The organism is Variovorax sp. GW460-12-1-14-LB1, from assembly GCF_059423605.1.
The window spans coordinates 18,830-42,431 of the sequence record NZ_JBWKYF010000059.1; the positions used below are offsets into that span (position 1 = coordinate 18,830).

The 23,602-nt window shown below is 67.8% G+C and carries 12 protein-coding genes; 6 read left to right on the top strand and 6 right to left on the bottom strand.

The features are described from left to right. Positions 1-15: 15 nt before the first annotated feature. The 6 genes from AC07Y4_RS24520 to AC07Y4_RS24545 all read right to left on the bottom strand — a co-directional run bounded on the left by AC07Y4_RS24520 (position 16) and on the right by AC07Y4_RS24545 (position 16,141). Positions 16-11,475, bottom strand: coding sequence for a filamentous hemagglutinin family protein (locus AC07Y4_RS24520; protein ID WP_495275222.1), 11,460 nt, complete (start codon positions 11,473-11,475; stop codon positions 16-18). Between the two features lie 100 nt (positions 11,476-11,575). Then, the gene (locus tag AC07Y4_RS24525) at positions 11,576-12,595 is read right to left on the bottom strand and encodes a FecR family protein (RefSeq protein ID WP_487847896.1); all 1,020 of its coding nucleotides are present in this window, start codon (positions 12,593-12,595) and stop codon (positions 11,576-11,578) included. Between the two features lie 99 nt (positions 12,596-12,694). Then, positions 12,695-13,213 carry an RNA polymerase sigma factor gene (locus AC07Y4_RS24530; protein WP_390346298.1) on the bottom strand — a complete coding sequence of 173 codons (519 nt, stop codon included), beginning with the start codon at positions 13,211-13,213 and terminating at the stop codon, positions 12,695-12,697. A gap of 7 nt (positions 13,214-13,220) precedes the next feature. Further along, complete coding sequence (locus AC07Y4_RS24535; protein ID WP_495275223.1) at positions 13,221-13,979, bottom strand: TonB-dependent outer membrane receptor; 759 nt, start codon at positions 13,977-13,979, stop codon at positions 13,221-13,223. A 235-nt stretch (positions 13,980-14,214) separates the two neighbouring features. Continuing rightward, positions 14,215-14,892 (bottom strand): lipoprotein-releasing ABC transporter ATP-binding protein LolD, encoded by a 678-nt coding sequence (gene lolD, locus AC07Y4_RS24540; protein ID WP_307584204.1) that lies wholly within the window; start codon positions 14,890-14,892, stop codon positions 14,215-14,217. Then, the gene (locus AC07Y4_RS24545; RefSeq protein ID WP_062473701.1) at positions 14,885-16,141 is read right to left on the bottom strand and encodes a lipoprotein-releasing ABC transporter permease subunit; all 1,257 of its coding nucleotides are present in this window, start codon (positions 16,139-16,141) and stop codon (positions 14,885-14,887) included. The genes lolD and AC07Y4_RS24545 overlap by 8 nt, the downstream gene beginning before the upstream one ends. Positions 16,142-16,264: 123 nt before the next feature. Here AC07Y4_RS24545 and AC07Y4_RS24550 point away from each other — a divergent pair, with 123 nt between their 5' ends. The 6 genes from AC07Y4_RS24550 to AC07Y4_RS24575 all read left to right on the top strand — a co-directional run bounded on the left by AC07Y4_RS24550 (position 16,265) and on the right by AC07Y4_RS24575 (position 23,549). After that, on the top strand, positions 16,265-17,242 hold the full coding sequence (locus AC07Y4_RS24550) for a hypothetical protein (RefSeq protein WP_495275224.1): 978 nt from the start codon (positions 16,265-16,267) through the stop codon (positions 17,240-17,242). Then, positions 17,239-18,960, top strand: a complete 1,722-nt coding sequence (recJ, locus tag AC07Y4_RS24555; RefSeq protein ID WP_062473697.1) for a single-stranded-DNA-specific exonuclease RecJ — start codon at positions 17,239-17,241, stop codon at positions 18,958-18,960. The genes AC07Y4_RS24550 and recJ overlap by 4 nt, the downstream gene beginning before the upstream one ends. Positions 18,961-19,009: 49 nt before the next feature. Continuing rightward, on the top strand, positions 19,010-19,603 hold the full coding sequence (locus AC07Y4_RS24560) for a hypothetical protein (protein ID WP_159275042.1): 594 nt from the start codon (positions 19,010-19,012) through the stop codon (positions 19,601-19,603). 529 nt (positions 19,604-20,132) lie between these two features. Continuing rightward, positions 20,133-21,122, top strand: coding sequence for a hypothetical protein (locus AC07Y4_RS24565; RefSeq protein ID WP_495275225.1), 990 nt, complete (start codon positions 20,133-20,135; stop codon positions 21,120-21,122). Between the two features lie 387 nt (positions 21,123-21,509). Next, positions 21,510-22,274 (top strand): hypothetical protein, encoded by a 765-nt coding sequence (locus AC07Y4_RS24570; protein WP_495275226.1) that lies wholly within the window; start codon positions 21,510-21,512, stop codon positions 22,272-22,274. 363 nt (positions 22,275-22,637) lie between these two features. Further along, positions 22,638-23,549, top strand: a complete 912-nt coding sequence (locus AC07Y4_RS24575) for a YagK/YfjJ domain-containing protein (protein ID WP_495275227.1) — start codon at positions 22,638-22,640, stop codon at positions 23,547-23,549. Positions 23,550-23,602 lie beyond the last annotated feature (53 nt).

Below are 23,602 nucleotides of genomic sequence, written 5' to 3' on the forward strand. Positions count from 1 at the left end.
GCCGCCCCTGCCCGCCTAGCGGTCCTGCTGCAGGCGACGACGCTCGTCGCTGCTCAGGGCGGCCCAGTGCCTGGGGTCGATCTTGCGGCCCATGCCCACCACTTGCACGGGGTTCTTCGGGTCGTAGTCGACCTGCGCCCCGGATTGCAGTCCCGACCGCGGCGCCGGCGCGTCGCGCCCCTCTTGTGCGGGCTCGTTGCCGAAGCCGAGCACGCGCACCGTGAAGACCGACGCCAGCGCCTGCCGCGCGGCCGCGCGCTCGCGCTGCACCGCGTCCTGCGCCGCGGCCGTCGCCTGCGCAGCGGCAGCGCTCGCGTTGGTGAGCGCGCCGATGTTCACCGACGCGATCACCGGCAGGCCCTTGGTCTCGCCCTTGACCTGGATGTTGTCCGCGTTGAGCACCTGCAGCGCCGCAATGTTCAGGTTGCCCGCCACGCGCAAGCCCGCATCGCCGGCGTTCACGGTGCCGCGCGGCGCGACCAGGTCGACGTCGCCGTCGCCCACAGTGCCGATGCCGCTGCCGCTCATGTCCGACTTCTCGCGGATCACCGTCACGCCGTCCAGGTCGGTGGACACCTCGGGCGCCGATGGCACGCGCAAGGTCTTGGCGCCGCGCCCGGCGTCGATGTCGCCGACGGTGGCCCAGATGATCTGGTCGCTGCCCTCCTTCGTGACCTCGGGCACGAAGGACAGGATGCGCGACTGGTTCACCGTCACGTCGTCCTTCGCGAAGATGCCGATGTGCCCCGAGGCCAGCGTCACCAGGCCATAGCCGGCCGGCACCGTGGCGCCCAGCGCCGCCACCTGCAGGCCCCCGCCGGGCGTGAGCACGTCGATGTCGCCGCCGGCCATCGTGCGCAGCATGAGCTTGTTGGCCGCCACGTCGCCCTTCCAGTCGTCGCCCGGGAACAGCGTCTTGATGGCCGAGTAGCCGCGGTTGTAGCCGCCGTTGCGCGGCAGCCCGCCGGTGCCCGGTTCGTTCTGGTCACGCCCCGCTTCCCGCAGTTCGATGAGGAAGATCTGCCGCAGGAACTGCTGCTGCGCGAGTGCAGGCAATTGCTGGAAGCGCGTCCACGCGTCCAGCGGTGCCAGCGTCTCGCCGGTCATGTCCTTCATGTACGACACCAGCCCCCGGCGCACGGTCTTTTCCTGTCCGCCTTCGCGCGCTTCGAGCTGGTCCGTCAGGTAGATGGGCAGCACCGTGCCGTCGGCGCCGCTGGCCTTCAGGTGGTCGGGCATGGACGCGACGGCCGCGGGATCGAGGTAGGCGCGCGTGAACGCCTCGTAGCCCACTGCGCGGTTCAGCCCGGCCATGGCGGTGATCGTGGCGCCCTGCGCCGGCAACCCCTTGACCTGTGACTCGGGCCGCGCGCGGTTGTCCCTGTCGTAGCGCTGGTTGCCCAGCGTCTGCACCTGCAGGTTGTCCGCGTACAGGTCGCGGCCGGCGGCGAGCACCAGGGCTCCCGGGCCCTGCAGTTCGATGTTGCCCGTCAGGCCGACCGGGAATTCGTTGTCGCGGTCCAGGCGCAGCACGCCTTCCATCGCCAGGATGTCGTTGCCCGCTTCCAGCAGCGTGACGTCGGAGCCGCGCAGGTTGCGCCCGGCCAGGCGAAGGCCGCGGATGTCGGTGCCCGCGCGCACCCAGGTCTGCTCGCTTGCCTTCACGTCGAGTCCGACGATGGAGCCCCGCGATGCATAGATGCGGCTGGGCTCGAAGTCGTTGGCCAGCGGCAGCACCTCGGGGTTGTGGACGCTGCGCAGGTATGCGGTGTTGATGAAGGTGGACGAGGCCGGGCCGATCAGGTTGTCGAGCATGTCCTCCATGTTCATCTGACTGACCGGCGAGCCCGCGCCGGCCGGCATGTAGCCCGAGGGCATCATCGCGGGCGTGGCATAGGCCATGAGCAGCGGCGCGTCGAAGCGGATGTCGCTCTTCGCCACCAGCCTCACGTCGTTGGTGGTGCCCGGCAGCACGTGCAGCGGCCCGTCGATGGCGATGCCGCCGTTCAAAGCGGCCGCCGAGAACCGCGCCGGATAGCGGTTGCCGCCGAAGCCCACCAGCGTGTCGGTGTCGAAGCTGTTGAGCAGCAGGTCGCGGAAGATGAACGTCGCGCGGTTCACGAAGGTGATGTTGCCGCCGGTCGACACCAGCCGCAGCGCGCTGCGATCGGTGTAGCCGCTCATGTAGGCGCCGTAGTTCAGCACCTGGCCGTCGTTGCGCAGGCCTTCGCCGTACGTCACCAGCAGCGGATCGATCACGGTCTGCAGGCGCAGGTCGCCCGCCGTGCGCAGGCTCAGCGTGGCATCGCCCAGCGCGAGCACCGGGGCCACGGTGTAGTTCGTCTTCGTGAAGCCGCCGGCACTGTCGTCGCGGGTCAGCACCACCGTGTGGCCGACCGCCGTCTCGCCGGCACGGATGTCGCCGGCGCCGCGCGCCACGTAGTACTGGCCGCCGCGGATCGCACCGCCGGCCTGCACCGTCATGGCACCGCCATTGCGCATTTCCATGGTCATCGCCTCGCTGGCGGAACGGCCGCCGCGCATGCGCATGTGGGTCGGCAAGGCGACCAGCAGGTTGCGCAGGTCGCCGCCCGCGTCCACGGTGACGTTGCCGCCGCCCAGTGCGCCCACGCCCTGCTGGAAGCGCGCGTAGTCGATCCACCAGCTCGATTGCTCCGGCGCGTGGATGACGGGGCCGTAGGTGCCGTCCGGATGCATGGCGTTCTCGCCGTTGGTGTACTCGCCGAAGAAGCGCTCGGCGTTGAGCGTGCCCTGGCGGTTGAGCCACTCGGTGAAATGCTGGCCCGAGGGCATGGCCTCGATGCTGCCCAGTGCACCGATGACGAGGTTGCCGCCTTCCACGCCGTAGCTCGCGTTGCGGTTGGCGGTGGAGAAGTCGCTCCACATCGTCGTGTCCTTGCGCCCGGCGGTGTAGATCACCGATTCCTTGTGCGCCAGGCGAAGGTCGCGGCCCGCGCGCACCTCGAGATCGCCCGTGCCGGTGCGCACGAGCTTGCCTGCGCCGTTGTCGGGCGCCGGGTTGTCGTCCGTCGGTACGGCGGTGTTGGCCGTGCCCACGGTGATCGAGCCCTTGCCCGCGGTCTGCGCGACGAGGGGCCGCAGCGCCATGGCATCGGCCGAGGCCAGCTCCCCGCCCGCCACCAGCCGCAGGTTCCACGAAGGGCCCGCCTGCAACAGGCCGCTGCGGTCCGCCGCGTCGAAGCCGTCGCTCAGGTGGCCGTTGATGGCCAGGTTGCCGCCCGCGCGCAAGGTCAATGTGCCTTCGCGCGCATTCGGGAAATCGCTGTACAGGTTCCAGTCGCTGTTCAGCGCAAGATCGCCCGCGCTGCGGATCTCGATGCCCGGCATGACGTCCAGCGCCGTGCCCAGCCGTGCGGCCACCGCGCCCGATGCACCGCGAAAACGCGCGGCATGCGCGATGGCGTCGGCCTTGACCGAATCGACCGTGGCACCGTCGTAGTCCTTCACGTCGTAGGTGCTGACGCCCTCGAGCACCGCCGAGCGCGCGCCGGTGACGGTGGTGCGCAGTGCGGTCACCGCGAGGTCGTCATGCGCCGCGTTCTGTTGCGCGCGCAGGCGCACCTTGCCGCCTTCGTTGCCGGCCACGTCGATCAGGCCACCCACGAGGTTCAGCTGCCCGCCGGCCGCTTCGAGCGTGACGCGGCCGTTGCCGAGGCGGCCGGTCGCACCGGCGAGCAGCTGCGCGCCGGGCTGCATCGCCACGCCGTTGCCGGCCGTGATGCGGATGGCGCCGCCGTAGGCCGAGCGCGCATCCACCGTGCCGGTGATGTCGATGCGGCCCCGGTCCGCCGTGAGGCCGAAGTCTTCCACCTGCGTGAAGCCGCCCAGCGCCACGTCGCCCTGGCGGATGCGGAACTGGCGCGACCGGTTGAAGCCCGCGTCGTTCAGCCGTTGGCTGAAGCCGGCGAAGTCGGGCAGCGCCTCGATGTCGAGCGAGAAACTGCCGGCCTTGCCACCGGTGCGGCTGGCCTGCGCAGCGATCAGGCCGTCGAGCACCACCGTGCCGCCCTGCGATGCCGCCAGGCTCAGCGTGCCGGCGTCGCCGCCGTCCGGGTGCGCGGCCAGATGAAGCCGGCTGCCGGCGTCCAGCCGCACGTCGCCGCCCGCCGCAGACAAGGTGATGCGCCCCGCATCCGCGTGCTCGGCCACGTCGAAGAACTGCTGGGCCGAGCCGCCCACGTCGATCAGCGCGCCCTGCGTCACGACCAGGCTGCCGCCGGTGGCCGTCATGTCGATGCTGCCGCCCCGCGCGACCGCCCGGCCGCCGAAGGCGATGCTGCGGCCAGTGAGGTCCAGCCGCAGGCCCAGGCTTTCCTGCAGGTCGAACGGTGCGGCCGTGCCTTCCGGCGATGCCACGACCTGCAAGGCGCCGCCCGTGGCAATGGACTGCGCCGCGCCGCCGCGTCCGGTGAGCAGCGGCGTGCGCAGCGTGAGCGGCGCGGCGCCGGTGTCGATGCCGCCCGCGCCTTCGCCGACGATGGCATCGCGGCCGGCCAGCGTCACGGCGCCGAAGCCCGAGAACGTCTTCTGGCCCGCGCCCAGCACGAGCGTGGCGGCGTCGAGGGTGAAGCCACCCACACCTGCGCCGGCCGGCACGTTCGCGCCGCCGCTGTTGATGAGCGCGATGCTCTCGCCCTTGATGACCACATCGCCCGCGCCGCGCCCGACGAACGCGGCGCCATCGAAGGTCAGCGCCTTGAGGCCGGCCGCGCCCAGGTCGAGCGAGCCGTAGAAGTCGAAGCCGGTGTAGCTGCGCAGCGTCAGCCGTGTCGAGTGGGCCAGTTGCGCGAGCGCGCCGCTGTCCAACACCATGCCTTCGGTGCCGCCGCCGAAGCCGATGCGGCCGGCCGCCACCGACAGGTCGGTGCCGGCGATCTGCGCCGAGGCGGCCAGCTCCGTCGTGCGCGTCGCGTCGATGAGCAAGGCCGCGCCGCCGTCGACGACGGCACCGGCACCGATCGAGACCAGCCCGCCGCGCGAGGTGTCCACGCCCTGGCGAATGACCTTGGCTGCATCGCCCGTGGTCACGCGGACCAGCGCGCCCCAGTCTTTGGCGGGCGTGGTCAGCACATCGTCCATGGCGTCCTTGGCGTCGATCACGCCGTCGGAGTTGTCGTCCAGGTTGCCGTCCGGGTCGGTGTAGACCGCCGCCACTCTCGGCTTCATGACCAGGTTGCCCGAGCCCCGGCCGCCGGCGCCCCGTGCGCTGACGCGGCTTGCGCCCTCGATGGCGACCTGGTCGCTGGCCGCCAGGATGATTTCGGGACCGAAGAGTTCGGAGCCTTCGTTGTTGCGCACGACGATGTCGGTCGCGGTCACGTCGAGCTCCAGGCCGAGTGCATTGCCCTGGCGCTTTCCGCCCACCAGCAGGCTGCCCGCGCCGAAGTTCGACAGGCTCGCCGAATCGATGACGAGGTAGCCGTCGGCCTGCAGGCTGGCGGTGTCCTGCCCGCTGCCGACGATGGCAATTTTCTTGCCAGCAATGTCGACCAGCCCGCCGCGCCCGCCCGCATCGGGTGCCGAGCGCAGCGTGCCGTCCAGCACCAGGCGTCGCTGCGCGTCGAACACGACCGCGCCGCCGTCGCGCGGCAGGCGGGGCGTGACGACGTCCTGGCCAGTGAGACGGTACTGCGTGAGCTTGAAGGCTTCGGACGAAAAGAAGTCGTTGGCCGTGGCCTCGTTGTATTCGGAATAGCGGCGCAGCGTGCCGCCGGACATCACGCGCCAGGCCGTGGTCCGCGCGTCCTGCCGGCCGCCATGGGTATCGCCGGCCCGGCCCTGCATGACCAGGCTGCCGTCCGGCGCGCGGGTGGCAGGCGCCCGTGCGCCGCCCCATGCCTTGCCCGTGGCCTGCACCGCGAAGGCGCCGGGCAACAGCGCAAAGCGCGCGGGCAACAACTGGTACCAGCCGGCCGCCAGCCCGGGGCCGCCGGCGAGCCAGACGCGCTGCCCCGCCGCGCCAGCGCCCGCGCCCGCGCCGGCAGCCACAGGTGCCGCACCGGCTTGGCCGGGCAGGATCGCGTACATGCCCGGCATGGCCAGCACGTCGTGCGAGCCGCCCGGGCCCGGCACGAATTCGGAGGCATGCAGGTCGCCGCCGCCCGCGATGTCCACCACCGCGCCGCGTGCCAGTGCCACGTCGGGCGACTTCATGGTGATGCGCTTCTCGGGCGGCGCAACCAGGGAGCCGCGCGACGGATTGGCGACGTCGACGCCCTGGGTCGGGTCGTGCCAATGTTCGTTGTTGGACAACGTGCCGAAGGGCACGGTGACCCCGGCGCCCGACACCGACGTGAGGCTGCCCGCGCCCAGCGACAGGCGTTCGCCCGCATCCAGTTCGATCTGGCCGAAGGGCGCGCGCAGCACGCCGTTCTGCGCGATCACCGGCGCTTGCAGGCGCAGGCTGCCGCCGGCCGACAACGGCGCGCCGTCGGCATCGCCTTCGCGCTCGACGGTGATCGAATCGCCCGCGCGGACCACGCCGGTCATCGCGGTCGTCGGGTAGACCTGGCCGGCCCGCAGCACGAGGTGGCCGTCGACGTCCAGGTTGACCTGCAGCTTCGTTTCTTCGGTGATCTGCGTGGGCAGCGCGCCCCCCATGCGGATCTCGCCGGCTTCGAGCACTGTGCGTCCGAAGCCGCCGATGCGCACGGCACCGGTCTGGAACTGGCCCTCGTTCTCCGAGGTCGTGATGTCGATCAGCGAACCGGCCAGGGTGAGCTGGCCCGTTGCCGCGGCGGATGCTGCCGACGGAGCCCGCGACGCCTCGGGCACGGCCGACAGCACGATGTGCGGCGCGCGCAGCGACGACGACGAGGCCGCGTGCCCGACGATCGGCCCCTGCAGCGAGATCGAGCGACCGAGCGCGAGGTGCGCGTTGTCCAGCCGGATCGCGCCTTGCGTTGCATTCACCAGCGAGAGGTCGGCAAAGCCGCCGTCCTTGAACGCCTGCGGACGCACCGTCAGCGCGAACTGGCGGCCGGGCTTGTCGAGCAGGTCGCGCAGCAGCTCGCCGCCCGAAAAGAAGATGTCGCGGAAGTTGTCCAGCGTTTGCGCGGACAATCCGAACTGCGCCGGATCGAGCGGGCTGGAGGGGCCGGGCAATGGCAATGGCAACCGGTCGGACACCACCAGTTCCTTGGTGTCCGCCAGCGCCGCGGCCAGCGACGACGGCAGCACCATCGGGCCGGCGATGTCGTAGCCCCATTCGCGAAGGCCGGGCGCCCAGTCGAAGTCCAGGCCCTGCTTCCAGTCGCTGCACGCGCCGTCCACGCGGAAGCCGTAGCAATCGGGGTCGGGCAGTGCGCGCGCGAGCTGCTCCAGCGGCGAGCCGTTCAGGCCGGACGACGCGGTCATGTTCAGGCGGATGCGCCCGCCGATGCCGCCAGGTCCGCCGGCCGTGCCCCGCATCGTGCTTTCGATCAGGCCCGCGCCCGTGATCTCGATCAGGCCGCCGTTGCTGTCCAGCTGGATCGCCTGCGCGGGCCGGGGCACGCGGGTGCCCGAGGGGCCGGCATCGGCGACATCGTCGATCGTGCCGGTGGCGCCCGAGACGTCGATGAGTGCGTCTTTCTCGAGCCGCAGTTCGCCCGCCTGGACCGTCACCGTGCCGCCGTCGCGCACCTCGCCCACGCGGCGGCCGGTGCTGTCGACGTGGATCAGCGGCACGCCGCGCGCCAGCAGTTCGCCGCCGGCTTCGAGGGCGACCGTGCGGCCGTTCAGGCCGATGCGCCCGGCCGGCGCGTCGAGTCGGCCCGCCACCGTGAGCACGCCCAGGTCGCCGCCGGCGCTGAGCGACAGGCTGCCGCCGGTGTCGGTGCGCACCGTGGCGCCGCGCGCCATCCGGATCGGACCGTTTTCCGTGCCGAGCCGCAGCGATGCGGGGTCTCGCGCCGCACGCTCTTCGGGTCGCAGCACGCCCAGCGGCGCCACGTCGGCCAGGTTGCGCCCGCTGGGCAGATCGCGCCAGGCGAAGCTGCCCAGGTCAATGCTGGTGGCCTGCTGCGACACCGCTGCGTCCTCAGGCAGCGTGATGCCCTTGCCTTCGCCGCGCACCGAGACCGAGACCTTGCCGAAGCCGCGCTCTCCGAAGAGCGTGGCGGGCAGCACGACAGCAGCAGCTGCTGCTGCTGCTGCATCCGCTGATGCGGCGGTATCGCCCGGCTGCACTGCGGGCGCAACGCCGCCGACCTGCACGGATGAAGCGGTTGCCAGCGACAGGCTGCCCGCCGAGCCCGCAGCCTGGGCGCGCAGGTTCAGCGCGCCCAGGTCCAGGTCGGGTGTCACGCCGGTCAGCGAGATCGCGCCCGCATCGCCCACGCGCAGCGTCGGCAAACGCTTCTTGCCGAGGTCCGTACGGCCGCCACCCGACACATCGAACACGGCCGCCTTGTGGGCCGAGATCTTTCCGACGTTGACCGTGATGGCCCCGCCATCCACGGCCCAGGCGCCGCGCAACGCGCCGTCGCGCCAAGTGTTGATCCACTGCCCGCTGGCGTCCAGCCGGCCGTGCTCGCCCACTTCGAGCAAGCCGTTGGCCGAGGACAGGCTGATCTGCCCGCCGGGGGCGCGGATCTGGCCGTGGATGCGGATGTCGTTCGTCGAGCCTTCCGTACCCGCCACGAACAGCGACGCGCCCGGCGACAGGGTGACCGCGGCGCCGCTTGCCAGCTCGAAGTCGCCGTTGATGGTGTTCAGCACGATGGTGCCCATGCCCGAATCGCTGAGCATGTCGTCCGAAAGGAAAGTGAGCTTGCGCGACTTCTGTTCGTCGGGCTTGAGCTGCACGTAGAAGTCGTCGCCGAGTTTGGTCCTGGCTTCGAAGTCCTGCGCGAGGCGCTTCGGGTCGTGCGTGACAACGATGGTGCCCGGCGACCAGGGCCGGCCGTCCGGCGTGTTCTCGCCCAACTCCAGTCGCCCACCCTTGTTCCCACCCGGGTTCTGCGACTGGCGCTCGCCCACCACCACGCCGCCCAGCATGTCGCCCTCGAGCACCATGGCGTCGCCCGCATGGATCTGCACCGCGCCGGCCTTGCGCCCTTCGGTATAGCCTGCTTCCTTGTAGTCGGCGCCGATGAGCGGCGTGCGCCAGGTGGTCTTCACACCCCAGCGCAGATGCTCTTTCGTGAACTCGCCCGCGATGCCGGTGTAGCCGGTGTCGGACATGGCCCGGTCCATCGTGTGGATGCGGCCGTCGGCGCCCATGAGCTTGGTCGCCGTGTTCATGCCGTCGGTGTAGCGCACCGAGCCGCCGGACACGTCGAGCATCGAGCCGGCGCGCGTGATCACCGAGCCCCCGGCGCGCAGTTCGATGCGGCCCGCGTCGGCCGAGAGTTCGCGCAGGTCGGTCTTGCCCACGCCGACCCAGCCGGTCACGTCGCCCAGCGGCGTTCCCACCCAGGCGCCGGGAATGTAGGTGACGCCGTCGGGGCCGAGCACCCACTGCACGCCCGCCATCGGACCGTCCCTGAACACGCCGTTCACGCGCCGGTCGACGATCACTTTCTTGCCGCGAATCCAGGCGTCGAGCTGCAGCGGCGAGTCGCGCAGTTCGTTGATGCGCATCTCGGCCTCGATGAAGTTGCGCGACATGTCCACGCGCATGCCCTGCAGGCCGGCCACGCTCAGGAACGCCTCGCCGTCCACGTAGATGCGGCTCGCGTCGCCCCGGCTGCCGGGCTTGTAAAACTGAAGCTGCGTGAACAGCGGGTTGACCGCCGATTCGACCTTGATCGTTCCCGCCGGCACCAGCACGCCGGCCCTCGCCCGCACGTCGATCAGTTGCCCGTACAGGCTCACCCGGCCGGGCTGGTAGCGCGTGGCGAGCGCAGAGGCCTCGATCTCGCTGGTGTCCGAGGCGTCGGGCAGGACCTGCGAGATGCTGCCTTCGCCCAGCGTCAGCGTGCCGGCCGACCAGTTGATGAAATCGTTCACGCCGTCCGCGTACATGTGGGTACCCAGGCCCCACGCGCGCATCAGGATCGAGCCATTGCGGTTGTTCAACGCCGTCGTGGCGTTCAGCACGCCGGACTGGCGCACGTCCTGCGCCTGCAGCGTGATATTGCCGCGCTCAGCCTGCACGGTGCCGGTGTTGACCACCTCGTAACCGACGGCCTTGGCGCGCGCGGCCATCTCGGGCATGACGACATCGCGCAGACCGGCAACGAAGTTGGCGTCGGCATAGACCGGCGACAGGTTGAGTGCGCCCAGCACCTGGCCGCCGGTGAAGGCCCAGCCGGGCACGGCCGACGCGTTCACATCCAGGCCGCGGGGCGCGTTCGGGTCCTGCGCGGACGGCGTCTTCAGGTAGATGTTTTCGCCGGCCGCCAGGATGACCTGGCCGTCGGGCGCCGAGATGCGGCCCGCGTTCTGCACCTTGGGCGCGAACAGCATGACCTTGCCGCCGCTGCTCGCCGACAGCTGCGCGCCGGCGTCGACCCGCACCGCGCCGGGTGCCGCGCCGGGATCGAAGCGGTCCACGTTGCCCATGCGGTCGGGCGCGCCGCCGGTGCCGGCCTTGAAGCCGTTGTCGCCATAGATCTCGGGCCGTGCGGAGGTGAATTCGCCGAACTGCGGAATCGGGAAATCGTTGCCCTGGTTGGAGAGCACCTGCGGGTTGTTGATGCCCAGCTTGAACTGCTTGTCCGACAGCGAAAGGCTCGATGCCACCAGCGAGCGCGTGTCCACCTGGCTCGACCCCGTGAAGACGATGCCGTTGCGGTTGATGAGGTACACCGAGCCGTCGGCCTTGATCTGCCCGGCAATCTGGCTGGGGCGGCCGCTCGGATCGTTGATACGGTTCAGCGCGATCCATGCATTGGTGCCGTCGGGCTTGGCGCCGCCCTTCTGATCGAACTGCACCGTGGTGTGCTTCCCGACGTTGAAGCTCTCCCAGTTCAGGATCGCCTTGTCGCCGGTCTGCTCGATGCCGACCACGGTGCGGCCGCCCGCCGCCGTCTGCACCGGCGCCCTGGCATTGAGCCAACCTGCGGTGAGGCTGTGGGTGTCGACCTTGAGCCCGCCGTCGGCCAGGCCGTCGGGGATGTCCGAGCCCCCGTTCGATGCAGCCTCGCGTGCGGCCGCCTGCGCCGCCTGTTGCGCGGCAATGGAACGCGCCGCCATGTTCAGGTTGCCCATGGAGCGCTGCAACTGTTCGCCGGCCTTGCGTTGCTCCAGCGGGTTGGTCAGCATCGATGCCGGCATGCCGTTGGGCAGGCGGCCCGTCGCCGAGGCGGTGTTCTGCACCGCGCTCTTGTTGGCGAACCAGGCGCCGCTGAAGGCCTGCTGGGCCTGGGCATCGAGCACCAGTGCGCCGTTGGCCGCCAGCGTCATGGCAATGGCGCGCGCGATCGGCGCCATGCGAAAGCGCCGCGCCTGCCGCCGGTTGTGCGCCTTCGTTGCGTGGATCGGTGTGAGGGGCCCGCGTGTGCTCATGAGTCGTTTCCGCCGGAAAGTTGAGTCGATGCACTACGACGAACGGGCGCCCCACGACCCCGCAACTTATTTTTCAGGCCGTGCACCACGGCCGTCCGATTCAGCTGAGAACCGTCAATCCGCCCGGCAATGAACGGGCGTCGAGATCGAAGGCATGCTGCAGCTGCACCAGCGCCAGGTCGAGCGATGCGATGTAGAAGCTCCCGGTGACCAAGCGGCTGCGCGCGGCCGTGTTCATCAGCACCACACGACCGCGCCGGTAGCGGTTGATCTCGTCGAGCACGTCGGACAACCGGGCCTGCGTGAACACCAGCTCGCCCTTGCGCCAGGCCGACAGGTTGGCGGCGCCGACCAGCGCCACGCTGCTCACCGACGTGCCGTCGTACACCGTCTGCTGGCGCGCGCGCAGCTCACGCGCGCCCGCGGGATGCTCCACGCGCACCGCGCCTTCGATGCAGGTCACGCACACCTTGGCGTCCAGGTAGCGGACCTCGAAACGCCCCGACTCGGCCAGGCTGCGGCCGACCCCGGCCACGACGCCGAAGGGCCGTGCGCCACTGGCCGACGACAGATCGAACGCGGCCTCGCCCTCGAGCAGGTCGACGCCGGTCGTCCGGCCGTCCACCGTGCGGCGCCGGATACGGGTCTGGGTGTTCAGGGTGACCTGCACCCGCTCGGTGAGGCCCACCTCCAGCTGCTCGCCGGTGGCGGTGCGGTAGTCGGCACCCGATCCCGCCGGCGCGGGCCACAAGCCCGCGGACGGATGGAACACCGCCACGCCCGCGACACCGGCCATGGCCGCCGCGCCCGCTGCCGCACCGAGGAAAGCGCGGCGCGCGAGCACCGGTCGGGGCCGGTGGCGCGCATGAAACGCCGCCGCATCGGCATTGGTGCGAAGCACGCCGGCAGAGGCCTGACCGAGCACGGCCCATTGCGCCCTGGCCTCCTTGAAGACAGCCGCGTGCGCCGGGCTGTGCGCCAGCCAGTGCTTGAAGCGCTGGGCGTCCTGCGGCTTGACGGCCCCCGAATGAAGCAGCCGCAGCCACTCCCAGGCCTCGTGCCGCGTCGTGTCGGCCGCGAGGGCGGAATCGTCGACCGGCGCCGTCAGGGGGTCGTGCATCACGGCCGTGGCCCTTCTTTGGGGCCTCGGCCCGCTGCGAGCGCCAGGGTGATTCGATTCTTCACTCCGTACGACGAACGGGCCGCGCCGATCCCGCAACTATTTTTTGTCATGGGCCATCCGGGCACTCAGGTAATCGTGCGCATGCTTGAGTTCGTATTCGACGGTGCGCAGGGAAATGCCCAGGCGCCGGGCCACTTCGGGCTGCGTCAGTCCCTCCATGTGCACCAGCACGACGACCTCGCGCCGCCGCGCCGGCATGCGGTCCAGCAGCTTGATCACGGCGTCCAGCTGCGAACGCGCCTCGGCGATCCGCGCGGGTCCCGGCGCCGTATCGGCCAGTTCCATCAACGCATCGATTTCTTCGAAAGGCAGGTTGCGGCTCTGGCGACGCTGGATGTCCAGCGCAATGTTGAACGCCATGCGCACGAGATAGCCGCCCGGCCGCTGGATCGGCCCTGCCTCACTTCCGCCCTGGTCGTTCACGCGCAGCCAGGTGTCGTGCAGCGCGTCCTCGGCCAGGTCTGCATTGCGCAACGCGCGGCCCAGCTGGCGCTTGAGGGCGTCGTAGTGCCTGGACAGGTAGTCCATGAGCACGGGGCGGACGTCTTCGGCCATGGACAGGTCAGGACGGCGAGCGGCCGGCCGCCGCGCGGCAGCGCGTTCCGCCGCGCGCATCGGTGGGCAGGATGAGCAGCGTCAAAGGCTGCGGCAGGTCCGGCGGCGGCGCATGCGCGAGGCGCACGCCCCGCAGAACCTCCAGCATCTCGGCGTCGCGGGCCGCGTCGCCGGTCAGGCCGAGCAGGCGCGGCCGGCGAAGCTGGCCCCCCTCGTCCACCTCGAAGCGCAGCAAGGACCGGTACGTTCCCGGCCGCGTGCGCACATTGCCGCACAACGCTTCCCAGACCCGCGCCTGCAGCAGGCTGGGGTAGCCCGCCAGGCTTCCAAGGCTGGCCGCGCGCGGGGCTTCCGCCCGGGCCTGCGCCGGCCTCAGCGCGAGCGTGACGGCCGAACCCGTGCGGACCTTTTCGGCCACCAGGCCCGTGCCCTCCAGCAACAGTTCAAGCGCGGTGTCGGGGACGTAAAGCCCGCGCACCGCGGAGGACGTCAGCCCGGCCAGGATTTCGCTGCGAAAGAGTGCAGGCTGCCGCGTGACGGCGGCATAGCGCTTGAGCGCATCGGCCAGGGGAAGCGAGGGAATGTCGAACGCCAGTGCGGCGTCACCCGTGCCTGGAACCGCGCCGGCCGGGGCCTCGCCCTCACGCAGCGGCGATGCAGGCCCGTCGCTCGCCCAGGCCGTGCCGGCCAGCCACGACAGCGCGAGCGCGCAGAGTGCGACGCTGCGGCCTGTAGCGCCCGCGAACCCAGGGTGCACCTCGCTCACCCTCGCGGCGCAACGATGCCGCGCGCATCGTCACGCCCGCCGTGAGGATGCGAAAGCCATGGCAGGGAGAAAAGTCGAGTCTGCAAGGAGCGCACGCCAGTCGGGAAACTTGCATGCTGTCACCGGCGTGTGACGGTCTCGTTGCAACGTCAGACCTTCCTGCGCCCCGGCGCGTGGCGCGCATCCCGTGTGCCGCAGGAAGCCCGAGGACGCCCCTCGAGCGGCTGACCGACGCTCAGCCCGCCAGCCGCCCCGCCACCAGCTGCAGCACGCGGTCGCAGCGCTTGGCCAGGTCCTGGTCGTGCGTGACCATCACGAAGGCCGTGCGGTGCCGGTGCGCGAGGTCGAGCATCAGCGCGAACACGGCGTCGGCCGTGCTGCGGTCGAGGTTGCCGGTGGGCTCGTCGGCCAGCACGCAGGCCGGCTGCGTGACCAGCGCGCGCGCGATCGCCACGCGCTGGCGCTCGCCGCCCGACAGCTCGGCCGGCCGGTGGTGCAGGCGTTCGCCCAGGCCCACGCTGGCGAGGATCTTGGCCGCGGCCTGCGCCGCTTCGCCGGCCTCGACGCGGCGGATCTTCAGCGGCATCGCGACGTTGTCGAGCGCGCTGAACTCGGGCAGCAGGTGATGGAACTGGTAGACGAAGCCCAGGTGGTGGTTGCGCAAGCGGCCCTGCTCGGCAGCGTCGGCGTGCGCGATGTCCTTGCCGAGCAGTTCGACCTTGCCCGCGGTGGGTGCGTCGAGCCCGCCCATCAGGTGCAGCAGCGTGCTCTTGCCAGAGCCCGACGCGCCGACGATGGCCAGCGTTTCGCCGGCGTGCACGTCGAGGTCGACACCGTGCAGCACGGTGAGGTCGATGCGGCCTTCGTGGAAGCGCTTGGTGAGGCCGCGGGCCTTGAGAACAACATCACTCATAGCGCAGGGCCTCGGCGGGATTGACGCGGCTGGCGCGCCAGCTCGGATACAGCGTGGCCAGGAAGGCCAGGATGAGGGAAATGATCGCGATCGGCATGATGTCGCTTTGCTGCGGGTCGCTCGGCATCTTGCTGATCAGGTAGATGTCCTTGGGCAGGAAGCTCGCGTGGAACAGCTGCTCCAGGAAGGGCACGATCACGTCGATGTTGTAGGCAATGCCCAGGCCCAGCAGCAGGCCGCCCACGGTGCCGATCACGCCCACCATGGCACCCTGCACCACGAAGATGGCCATGATGCTGCGCGGCGAGCTGCCCAGCGTGCGCAGGATGGCGATGTCGGCGCGCTTGTCGGTCACGGTCATCACCAGCGTCGAGACGAGGTTGAAGGCCGCCACCGCGACGATCAGCGTGAGGATGATGAACATCATGCGTTTCTCGACCTGCACGGCCGCGAACCAGGTCTTGTTCTGGCGCGTCCAGTCGCGGATGAGGAACTGGCCCGGCAGCGTGACGGCGAGCTGGTCGGCCACCTCGCGCGCCTCGTGCAGATCTTTCAGCTTGAGGCGGATGCCGGTCGGGCCTTCGAGGCGGAACACCTTGGCGGCGTCTTTCTCGTGCACCATCGCCAGCGCCGAGTCGTACTCGTAGTGGCCCGAGTCGAACACGCCGACCACGGTGAACTGCTTCAGGCGCGGCACCACGCCGGCCGGCGTGACCTGTCCGCCCGGCGCCACCAGCGTGACCTGGTCGCCGGGCTGCACGAACATGGAGCGCGCCAGCTCGATGCCCAGCACGATGCCGAACTCGCCCGGCACCAGCTTGTCGAAGGTGCCTCCCTTGGCGATGCCGCCGGTGTCGGTGACCTCGGGTTCCAGCGCGGGGTCGATGCCGCGCACGATGGCGCCCTTCATGTCTTCGCCGCGCGCGATCAGCGCCTGCGTGTTGATGAACGGCGCCGCGCCGATCACCTCGGGGTTCTTGCGGGCGTCGGCCATGATGGCGTCGATGTCCTGCAGGGCCTGGCCGTCGCGCGAGAAAATCTCGATGTGCGACACCACGCTGAGCATGCGGTCGCGCACTTCCTTCTGGAAGCCGTTCATCACGCTGAGCACGATGATCAGCGCCGCCACGCCCAGGGCAATGCCGAGCATCGACACGCCGGAGATGAAGGAGATGAAGCCGTTGCGTCGCGTGGCACGGCCTGCGCGCGTGTAGCGCCAGCCGAGCTGCAGTTCGTAGGGGAATCGCATCAGCGGCCTCGCCCCGTGGCCTCAAGGGGCATGGGCGCACCCGCGGGGGGCGGCAAATACTCGGGGTGAGAAGCGAGGGGGTAGGTCATACGGTGGAATTGTGGCATCCCGGACAATAGGGAAATGGCCGAACCTCTCCCACGTCATCTGTTGATTCCCTTTGCCGGCCGCGGTTCCCCGGCTTGCCGCGCGGCGCTCGCGACCCTGCGGCTGCCGAACCTCGAAACCCTGCTGCTGCGCCTGACGCTCGCCGACACCGACACGCAGGACGACAGCACCCGCTCCCCGCCGCACGAACGCGCGCTGGCCCGCGCGCTCGGCCTGCCCCCCGCCGACGACGGCTGCATTCCCTGGGCCGCTCTCGAAGCCCGCAAGACCGGCCTGGCCGCGCCCGGTGCCCCCGAGGCCTGGGGCCTGGTGACGCTGTGCAACTGGCAGGTCGGTATCGACGACGTGGCGCTGGGCGACCCGAGCGGCATCGAGATCGACGCCGCCGAATCGATGGCCCTGCTGGCCGTGGCGCAGCCGTTCTTCGAGGAAGACGGCATCGCGCTGCACCCCTCCGACACGCCGGGCCGCTGGCTCGCGCGCGCGCCCATCTTCGACGGGCTGGCCACGGCCTCCATCGACCGCGCGGTGGGGTACCCCATTTCGCAGTGGTCGCCGCTGGGCGATGCCTCGCGGCCGCTGCGCCGGCTGCAGAACGAGATGCAGATGCTGCTGTACACGCAGCGCGTGAACGACGAGCGCACCGCGCGCGGCGTGCCGCCGATCAATTCGTTCTGGCTCAGCGGCACTGGCGTCCTGAAGGACGCCGGCTTGCCCTCGCCGCCCCTTTCGCGCACGCCGTTCGTCGAGCTCACGCTGCGCGACGCCGCGCTGCGCGACGACGGCCTGGCCTGGGCTGCCGCCTGGCAGGCGCTGGACGCTGGCGCCGTCGCCGGCCTGCTCGCCGACCTCACGCGCGGCGCCGACGTGGCGCTCTCGCTGTGCGGCGACCGCGGCGCGCAGCTTTTCACCGTGCAACCGCGCGGCCTCGCCCGTTGGGCCAAGGGCCTGTTCGACCGCAACCGCGCCACGCAGGTGCTGGAGTCCCTATGAAGATCATTGCCCGGGACATCCCGCCGCGCACCGTCTGGGCGCTGGAACAGGCCGGCGTGCACCCGCTGCTGGCGCGCCTGTTTGCCGCGCGCGGCGTGCGCGGCAAGGACGAGCTCGACGACGGCCTCGCACGCCTGCTGCCGCCCGACACGCTGCGCGGCACGCGCGAAGCCGCCGTGCTGCTGGCCGATGCCATCGCACAGGACAAGCGCCTGTGCATCGTGGCCGACTACGACTGCGACGGCGCCACCGCCTGTGCCGTCGGCGTGCGCGGCCTGCGCCTGCTGGGCGGCAAGCACGTGAGCTACCTCGTGCCCGACCGCGTGGTGGACGGCTACGGCCTGACGCCGCCGATCGCCGAGCGCGTGGCCGCGGCCGGCGCCGACATGCTGATCACCGTCGACAACGGCATCGCCAGCGTCGAGGGCGTGGCCGCCGCCAAGGCGCGCGGCCTGCAGGTGCTGGTGACCGACCACCACCTGCCCGGCCCCGAGCTGCCCCTGGCCGACGTGATGGTGAACCCGAACCAGCCCGGCTGCGAGTTCGAAAGCAAGAGCATCGCCGGCGTCGGCGTGATGTTCTACGTGCTGCTCGCGCTGCGCTCCGAGCTGCGCACGCGCGGCGTGTTCGATACCGCCACGCAGCCCAAGCTCGATGCACTGCTGCCGCTGGTGGCGCTGGGCACCGTGGCCGACGTGGTGAAGCTCGACGCCAACAACCGCCGCCTCGTGGCGCAGGGCCTGCGCCGCATCCGCGCGGGCGCGATGCCCGCCGGCGTGGCGGCGCTGTTCAAGGCGGCGGGGCGCACCGCCTCGGCCGCGACCACCTTCGACTTCGGCTTTGCCCTCGGCCCGCGCATCAACGCGGCCGGCCGGCTGGCCGACATGACGCTGGGCATCGAGTGCCTGCTGACCGACGACGCCGGCCGCGCCGACGAACTGGCGCGCATGCTCGACGGCATCAACCGCGAGCGGCGCGACATCGAGGGCGGCATGCGCGACCAGGCGTTGCTGCTGGCCGAGTCGCTGTTCGCGGCCGATGGCGAAGGCGTGGAAGCGCCGCCGCCGGCCATCAGCGTGTTCGGCGCGGACTTCCACGAAGGCGTGGTGGGCATCGTGGCCTCGCGCATCAAGGACCGCTTCCATCGCCCGACCTTCGTGTTCGCGGCCAGTGCGGCGCCCGGCAAGGAGCAGGAGCTGAAGGGCTCGGGCCGCTCGATCCCGGGCTTTCACCTGCGCGATGCGCTCGACCTCGTGGCCAAGCGCCACCCCGGCGTGCTGCTGCGCTTCGGCGGCCACGCGATGGCCGCGGGCTGCACCGTGGCGCGCGAGCACTTTCCCGTCTTCGAGCGCGCGCTGGCCCAGGTGGCCGGCGAATGGTTGGCCGAGGCCGCGCTGACGCGCCAGATCGAGACCGACGGGCCGATCGCCCGCGAGTACATGCGCATCGACCTCGTCGACACGCTGCACCGCGAGGTCTGGGGCCAGGGCTTTGCGCCGCCCACCTTCAGCGAAGAGGTCGAGGTGGTGTCGCAGCGGCTGGTGGGCGAGAAGCACCTGGCGCTCAAGCTCAAGCACCAGGGCCAGCCCATCGACGCGATCTGGTTCAGCCACACCGAACCGCTGCCGCCGCGCGTGAAGCTGGCGTTCCGACTCGACGCGGACGAGTGGCAAGGGGTGCGCCGACTGCGCTTTCTGGTCGAAGGCGCGGAGGTGTGACGCGGGCGGCCTAGACTGGGCCCCCATCCATTCGAACGGGCACTCTCGAATGCAGCAAGAAGCCATCTCGGCCCACGACATCTTTCCGCACATCCGCGTCGTGATGGGCATGGTCATCGGCCTGGGCGTGACCCGGTTGCTGTCGGGCGTGGCGCGCATCGTGCAGCACCCGACGCAGTACCGGCTCTACGCCGTGCACCTGGCCTGGGTCGCCTCGGTGCTGCTGGCGCTGGTGCATTTCTGGTGGTGGGAGTTCGGCCTGTATCAGATCGACAGCTGGACCTTCGGCACCTACGCCTTCATCGTCAGCTACGCGATCCTGCTCTTCTTGCTGTGCGCGCTGCTCTTTCCCGACAGCATGCAGGACTACGCGAGCTACCGCGACTACTTCTACGCCCGCCGCGCGTGGTTCTTCGGCTTGCTGGCCGCCACCTACCTGCTCGACGTGGTCGACACGCTGATCAAGGGCGAGGCGCACTTCGCCCGCTTTGCGATGGAGTACCTCATCCGCACGCCCATCCTCGTGGGCCTGTGCATCGCGGCGGCCCGCTCCGCCAGCCCGCGATTTCACACGGCCTTCGTTGCGGGCACGCTGGCGTACCAGCTGTCGTGGATCTTCCGGCTCTTCGACACCTTGGATTGAAACGCCGCGGCCGTGCACGGCTTCGGATTCCACGGGCGCGCGGTCGGGACGCTTTCCTACGTAGCGGACGGCGCTGCGTTCTACGGTGACTGTTCGAACGTTATAGATTCCGCCACGTTTGCGTGTTCTCCAGCAGCGCTAGGCGCTTGACGATAGTTCTTGCCGCGTCCCAACACGCCGCGCAGCGCTATTGCTGCTCAAGCGATACCGCATCTGATCTCATGGATCTTCGATGCGGAGCGCGATCAGTCAAAACGTGGGCGTCGCTATTCCCACTCTGGGTTTCCTGCCGTTCCCCCGTCCACAGGTTATCAAGAGTTATCAAGAGAACCTTCGGCGAATGCACTACGTCGTGGCCTTGAAAAAACGCAATACGAGGTTGAAATCGATCGGCTTGGGATGTATTTCTCTTTTGGGTACGGAGATTTTCCGCCGGTGCCCTACGCCTAGAGTGTAGGCAAGGGCATAGCCCCCTAGATCGGAGATCTATGATGGCAATCCATCATTCATTCATGTAGCAAGGAGCCCCGTGGACGTCGTTTCTGTATCCGAGATCGTCGAGTCGATCGCCGAACATGTTCTCAATGAATGGAGCGGCGAAGGTCCGCTAGCGCCTGCGGATATCACTGTCCGAATGCCGCCACGACTTGGCGTTGACGCAGAAACTCAGTTGCGCATGGAAGAGCGTCTGCGCCCTCTGAAGGTCGTGCCACTGAATCGACTTTTCCAAACGGTCTTTCGGGAATCACGTGCTGCCGCCGTGCTTGACGAGTACCTTCACAATGCGCACGCAACCGATAGTGGCCCCCGCTGGTTTGACTGGGGAGAAACGGGGCGCCCCAAAATAAGCGATGCGGCAAGATCCGAAGCGTTGGACATGTTGGTTCATATGTCCCGCTGGATTCATCGCTATGAAAAGGCGTTTCGAGCTGGCCAGTTCGACGAATGGCCTCAAGTAAATAAAGTTCCGCGTCGCGATGGAAAGTACGAACACGAAGGAGATTCGGACCGCCTTCGAAATATTGGGTTCGATCGAACGGAGATCATTCGTTTCCTGAAGTCTCACGGGATCCCTCATTCACTTCGTGCCGCTTCTTTGCCGACTGAAGAACCGCTGCTCCTTGAGTCGCCGGTAGCGGAAAAAGAACCAGAAGTGAAAGAAAACAGGCCAGAAGTTGCCACAACTGCGAATGCCTCGACTGAAGGCTTGCCCCCGCGAAAGAAGATCACTCCGATCTTTGTCAAGAAACCAGACCTTTCGGCAGTCGTTGCTCGTGCGCGTGCTCAAGCTCTCGATCCACACAGCGCCAGTTCGGTCTTCCTCGTCCTTCAAGAAATGGCCGAGGGGACAGACCCGCCCAGGCCGCTGCTGGGGCTTGTTCCCAAGAAGGGAATCAAGTACAGAAATGGGGATGACTTTGGACACTTGAGCTTGGACGCGCTCAGAAAGCAACTTGCTCGCGAAGCACAGCTTCTTTCTGAAAGCACGGACAGCCAACAAGATATGCCCGCAGCTTAACCAGCCTATTCAAGCACCGAAACCCTTCCACGGGTTTTCGGCACTCGAATCGACCGGAGAACCGACGCCATTCGTTCTCTTTCGCGCCGACCGTCGCAATGACGGTCCAACGATCACCAAGATCGCTCGCGCTTCTCGTCAATCCGACCTCTCGACCCGCTGCCGCATAACCCAACAGGCCGGGACACTTCCGGACATTCGTGGACATCGACGCCCACACGCGGCCAGTCGCGGCCACATCGGTGACTCATTGATTTGCCTGTTGCAAACTCCGGTCAAGCGCTTCAAACGAGCTTAGTCAAACAAGCTTGGATCGGTTGGAAAGATCCAATTGTCTTTCTAAAAATCTGGAGCGTGAGACCTTGTTTATTCATCGAATCGAAAAGTATGGACATCTCTACCCTGACTCCCAACAACCAGACGCATCTGGAAAATAGCTTCCCTCGCATGAAGAAGCACCCGGTCATCTCAAGGACCACCACCCTGGATCACCAAATGTGGATCACCTCCTCGGATGCTCTCTACGAGATTACGCTGCGTGCGTATGAAAAGCACCTCGCGAAGTACTGGGACGATCCGAACCACGAGATCTTTTCGTGGCCTGCCCCAACGCTGACGGAATCACCATTGCTGTCATCCCCTGAAGGTTTTCCGCCGGAAACCATTCAGACTTCTCATTTACCATACAAACCCTGGTCTCAGCTGCTTGATGGATTCACTCGAGTTCATTCTGATGGCCATCTGTCGGGATCAATGATCAAGATGGCGCTCCGATATCGCTTGTCGCCGGGCATGCGATGCAGCGTACGAAGCACGGTAACGATGGCACGCATTGAGCACAGCCATGTTTCCACGTACTCAGCGAGAGCCAAACGACTTCGTCTCAACTGGCAAATGATCGAAGAAGTTCACCCGGACACGCTGAGGCAAGTGATGTTTCCTGCGAAACGTCCCCGCCCGTTCATTGAGCCTGAGTTTTCCGAGATCGCGCGGCGCATTCGTGAGAACCACAGCACCATTCACGCCGAATGGTTCCGCTACGCCTGCGCCAACCATGAAAGCAAAACATACAAGATTTCATGCTTCTACAAGCTCTACCAAGAATGGGTGCAGAAACAAAACGCGCCGAATGACCGCTTCGAATCTGTCTGAATGTCTGCCCCGGGGCACAACGTAGCCGCTCTCCAACGATCCGTTTTGGAACACATTTTCCCCCAATCGGGGCTTGGCGCTAACTCGCGTGGCCGGAAATTTGTTCCATCAGCCTGCGTCGAGCCCGCTCTCTACGTGGCAGTCCCGTTCGCGATCCGATCGCCATGTGCGAACTTAACTGCGCAACTTGGCATGGCTTTCACTTCGCATGGCAGCGCGGCACTTTCGTCAAGAAAACCTGATTTCAACTGATCCAGAAACACTCTCGAATTAAGGCTTTTAATGTTATCAATAGAAACTCTTTCCTTTCCGCCTATCGGAATCGACTCCGCCTGGAGTTACGAATTTGATCCTGCCATTCCAGTGAAGACCCAAGGCACCGATCCTGAATTTCTCATTCTGGATGCAGACAAGCACATCGACGACAATGGATTCGTTGTCGACCTGAGCCCCAGCGACATCTTTCGCGAGATGACCTTGGATGTTGATTTCGGCGAGGAGGAGTGCATTCCAGAAGAACCCTTTGCGTTCTCGGATGTGGAGAAGTTCGTCGAGCACATCGAGTCCTACACCCGCCCGCCGCAGCCCTGGAAAGCAAACCACAAACCAGTCCACGGGCGTCCCCCGTTGAGCCACTTCGGCAACAAATATTCAGGCCTGTTGGGCTATCTTGTGGACATAGTTTTGGCCGCTGGATTCGATACGTTCTATCAGCGCAGTCTTCGTTGCAAGATTGTTCAGAAGGCGATCGAAGAACTCGGTGTGCAGTATGTCAACTTCAAGAGACCCACCAGCCGTTTCTCGTCAAGATTCCTGAACTGGGAGATCGAGAACGAGTTCATCAAACTCATCTGGCAAAAGACCCAGACAGCGTCATACAAGGAACGCTTGCGCTTCAGCCGCATGCGGGCTGAAAAGAACTATGCAAGCGGCGAAAAGTTCATCGATGAGGCATTCTCGATTTACTCCAAGCTGCTCGTCGTTCGTGTGGATCTGGGCTTCAAGAAAGCCGTACGCGACACCCTGTCCCTTGAGGATGTTCGCGGCTACTTCAAAGAGTTTCTGAAGCTGAAGCGCCGCAAGCAATTCAAAGGTGTTTTCGAGCATTCGGTTGGCTACATCCGCAAGCTTGAACACAAATCGCGTAAAGGGCACCACTACCACTTGATCATGTTTTTCAACGGCCAGCGTGTGGAAGATGACTATTACTACGCCAGCGAACTGGGGAAGTTCTGGGTGGAAACCGTCACCGTGTTGATTTCCATGGAATCCTGACCCGCGATTTCCATCGAATATTGACCCACCCTCTTTGCGAGCCAGCCGGCTCA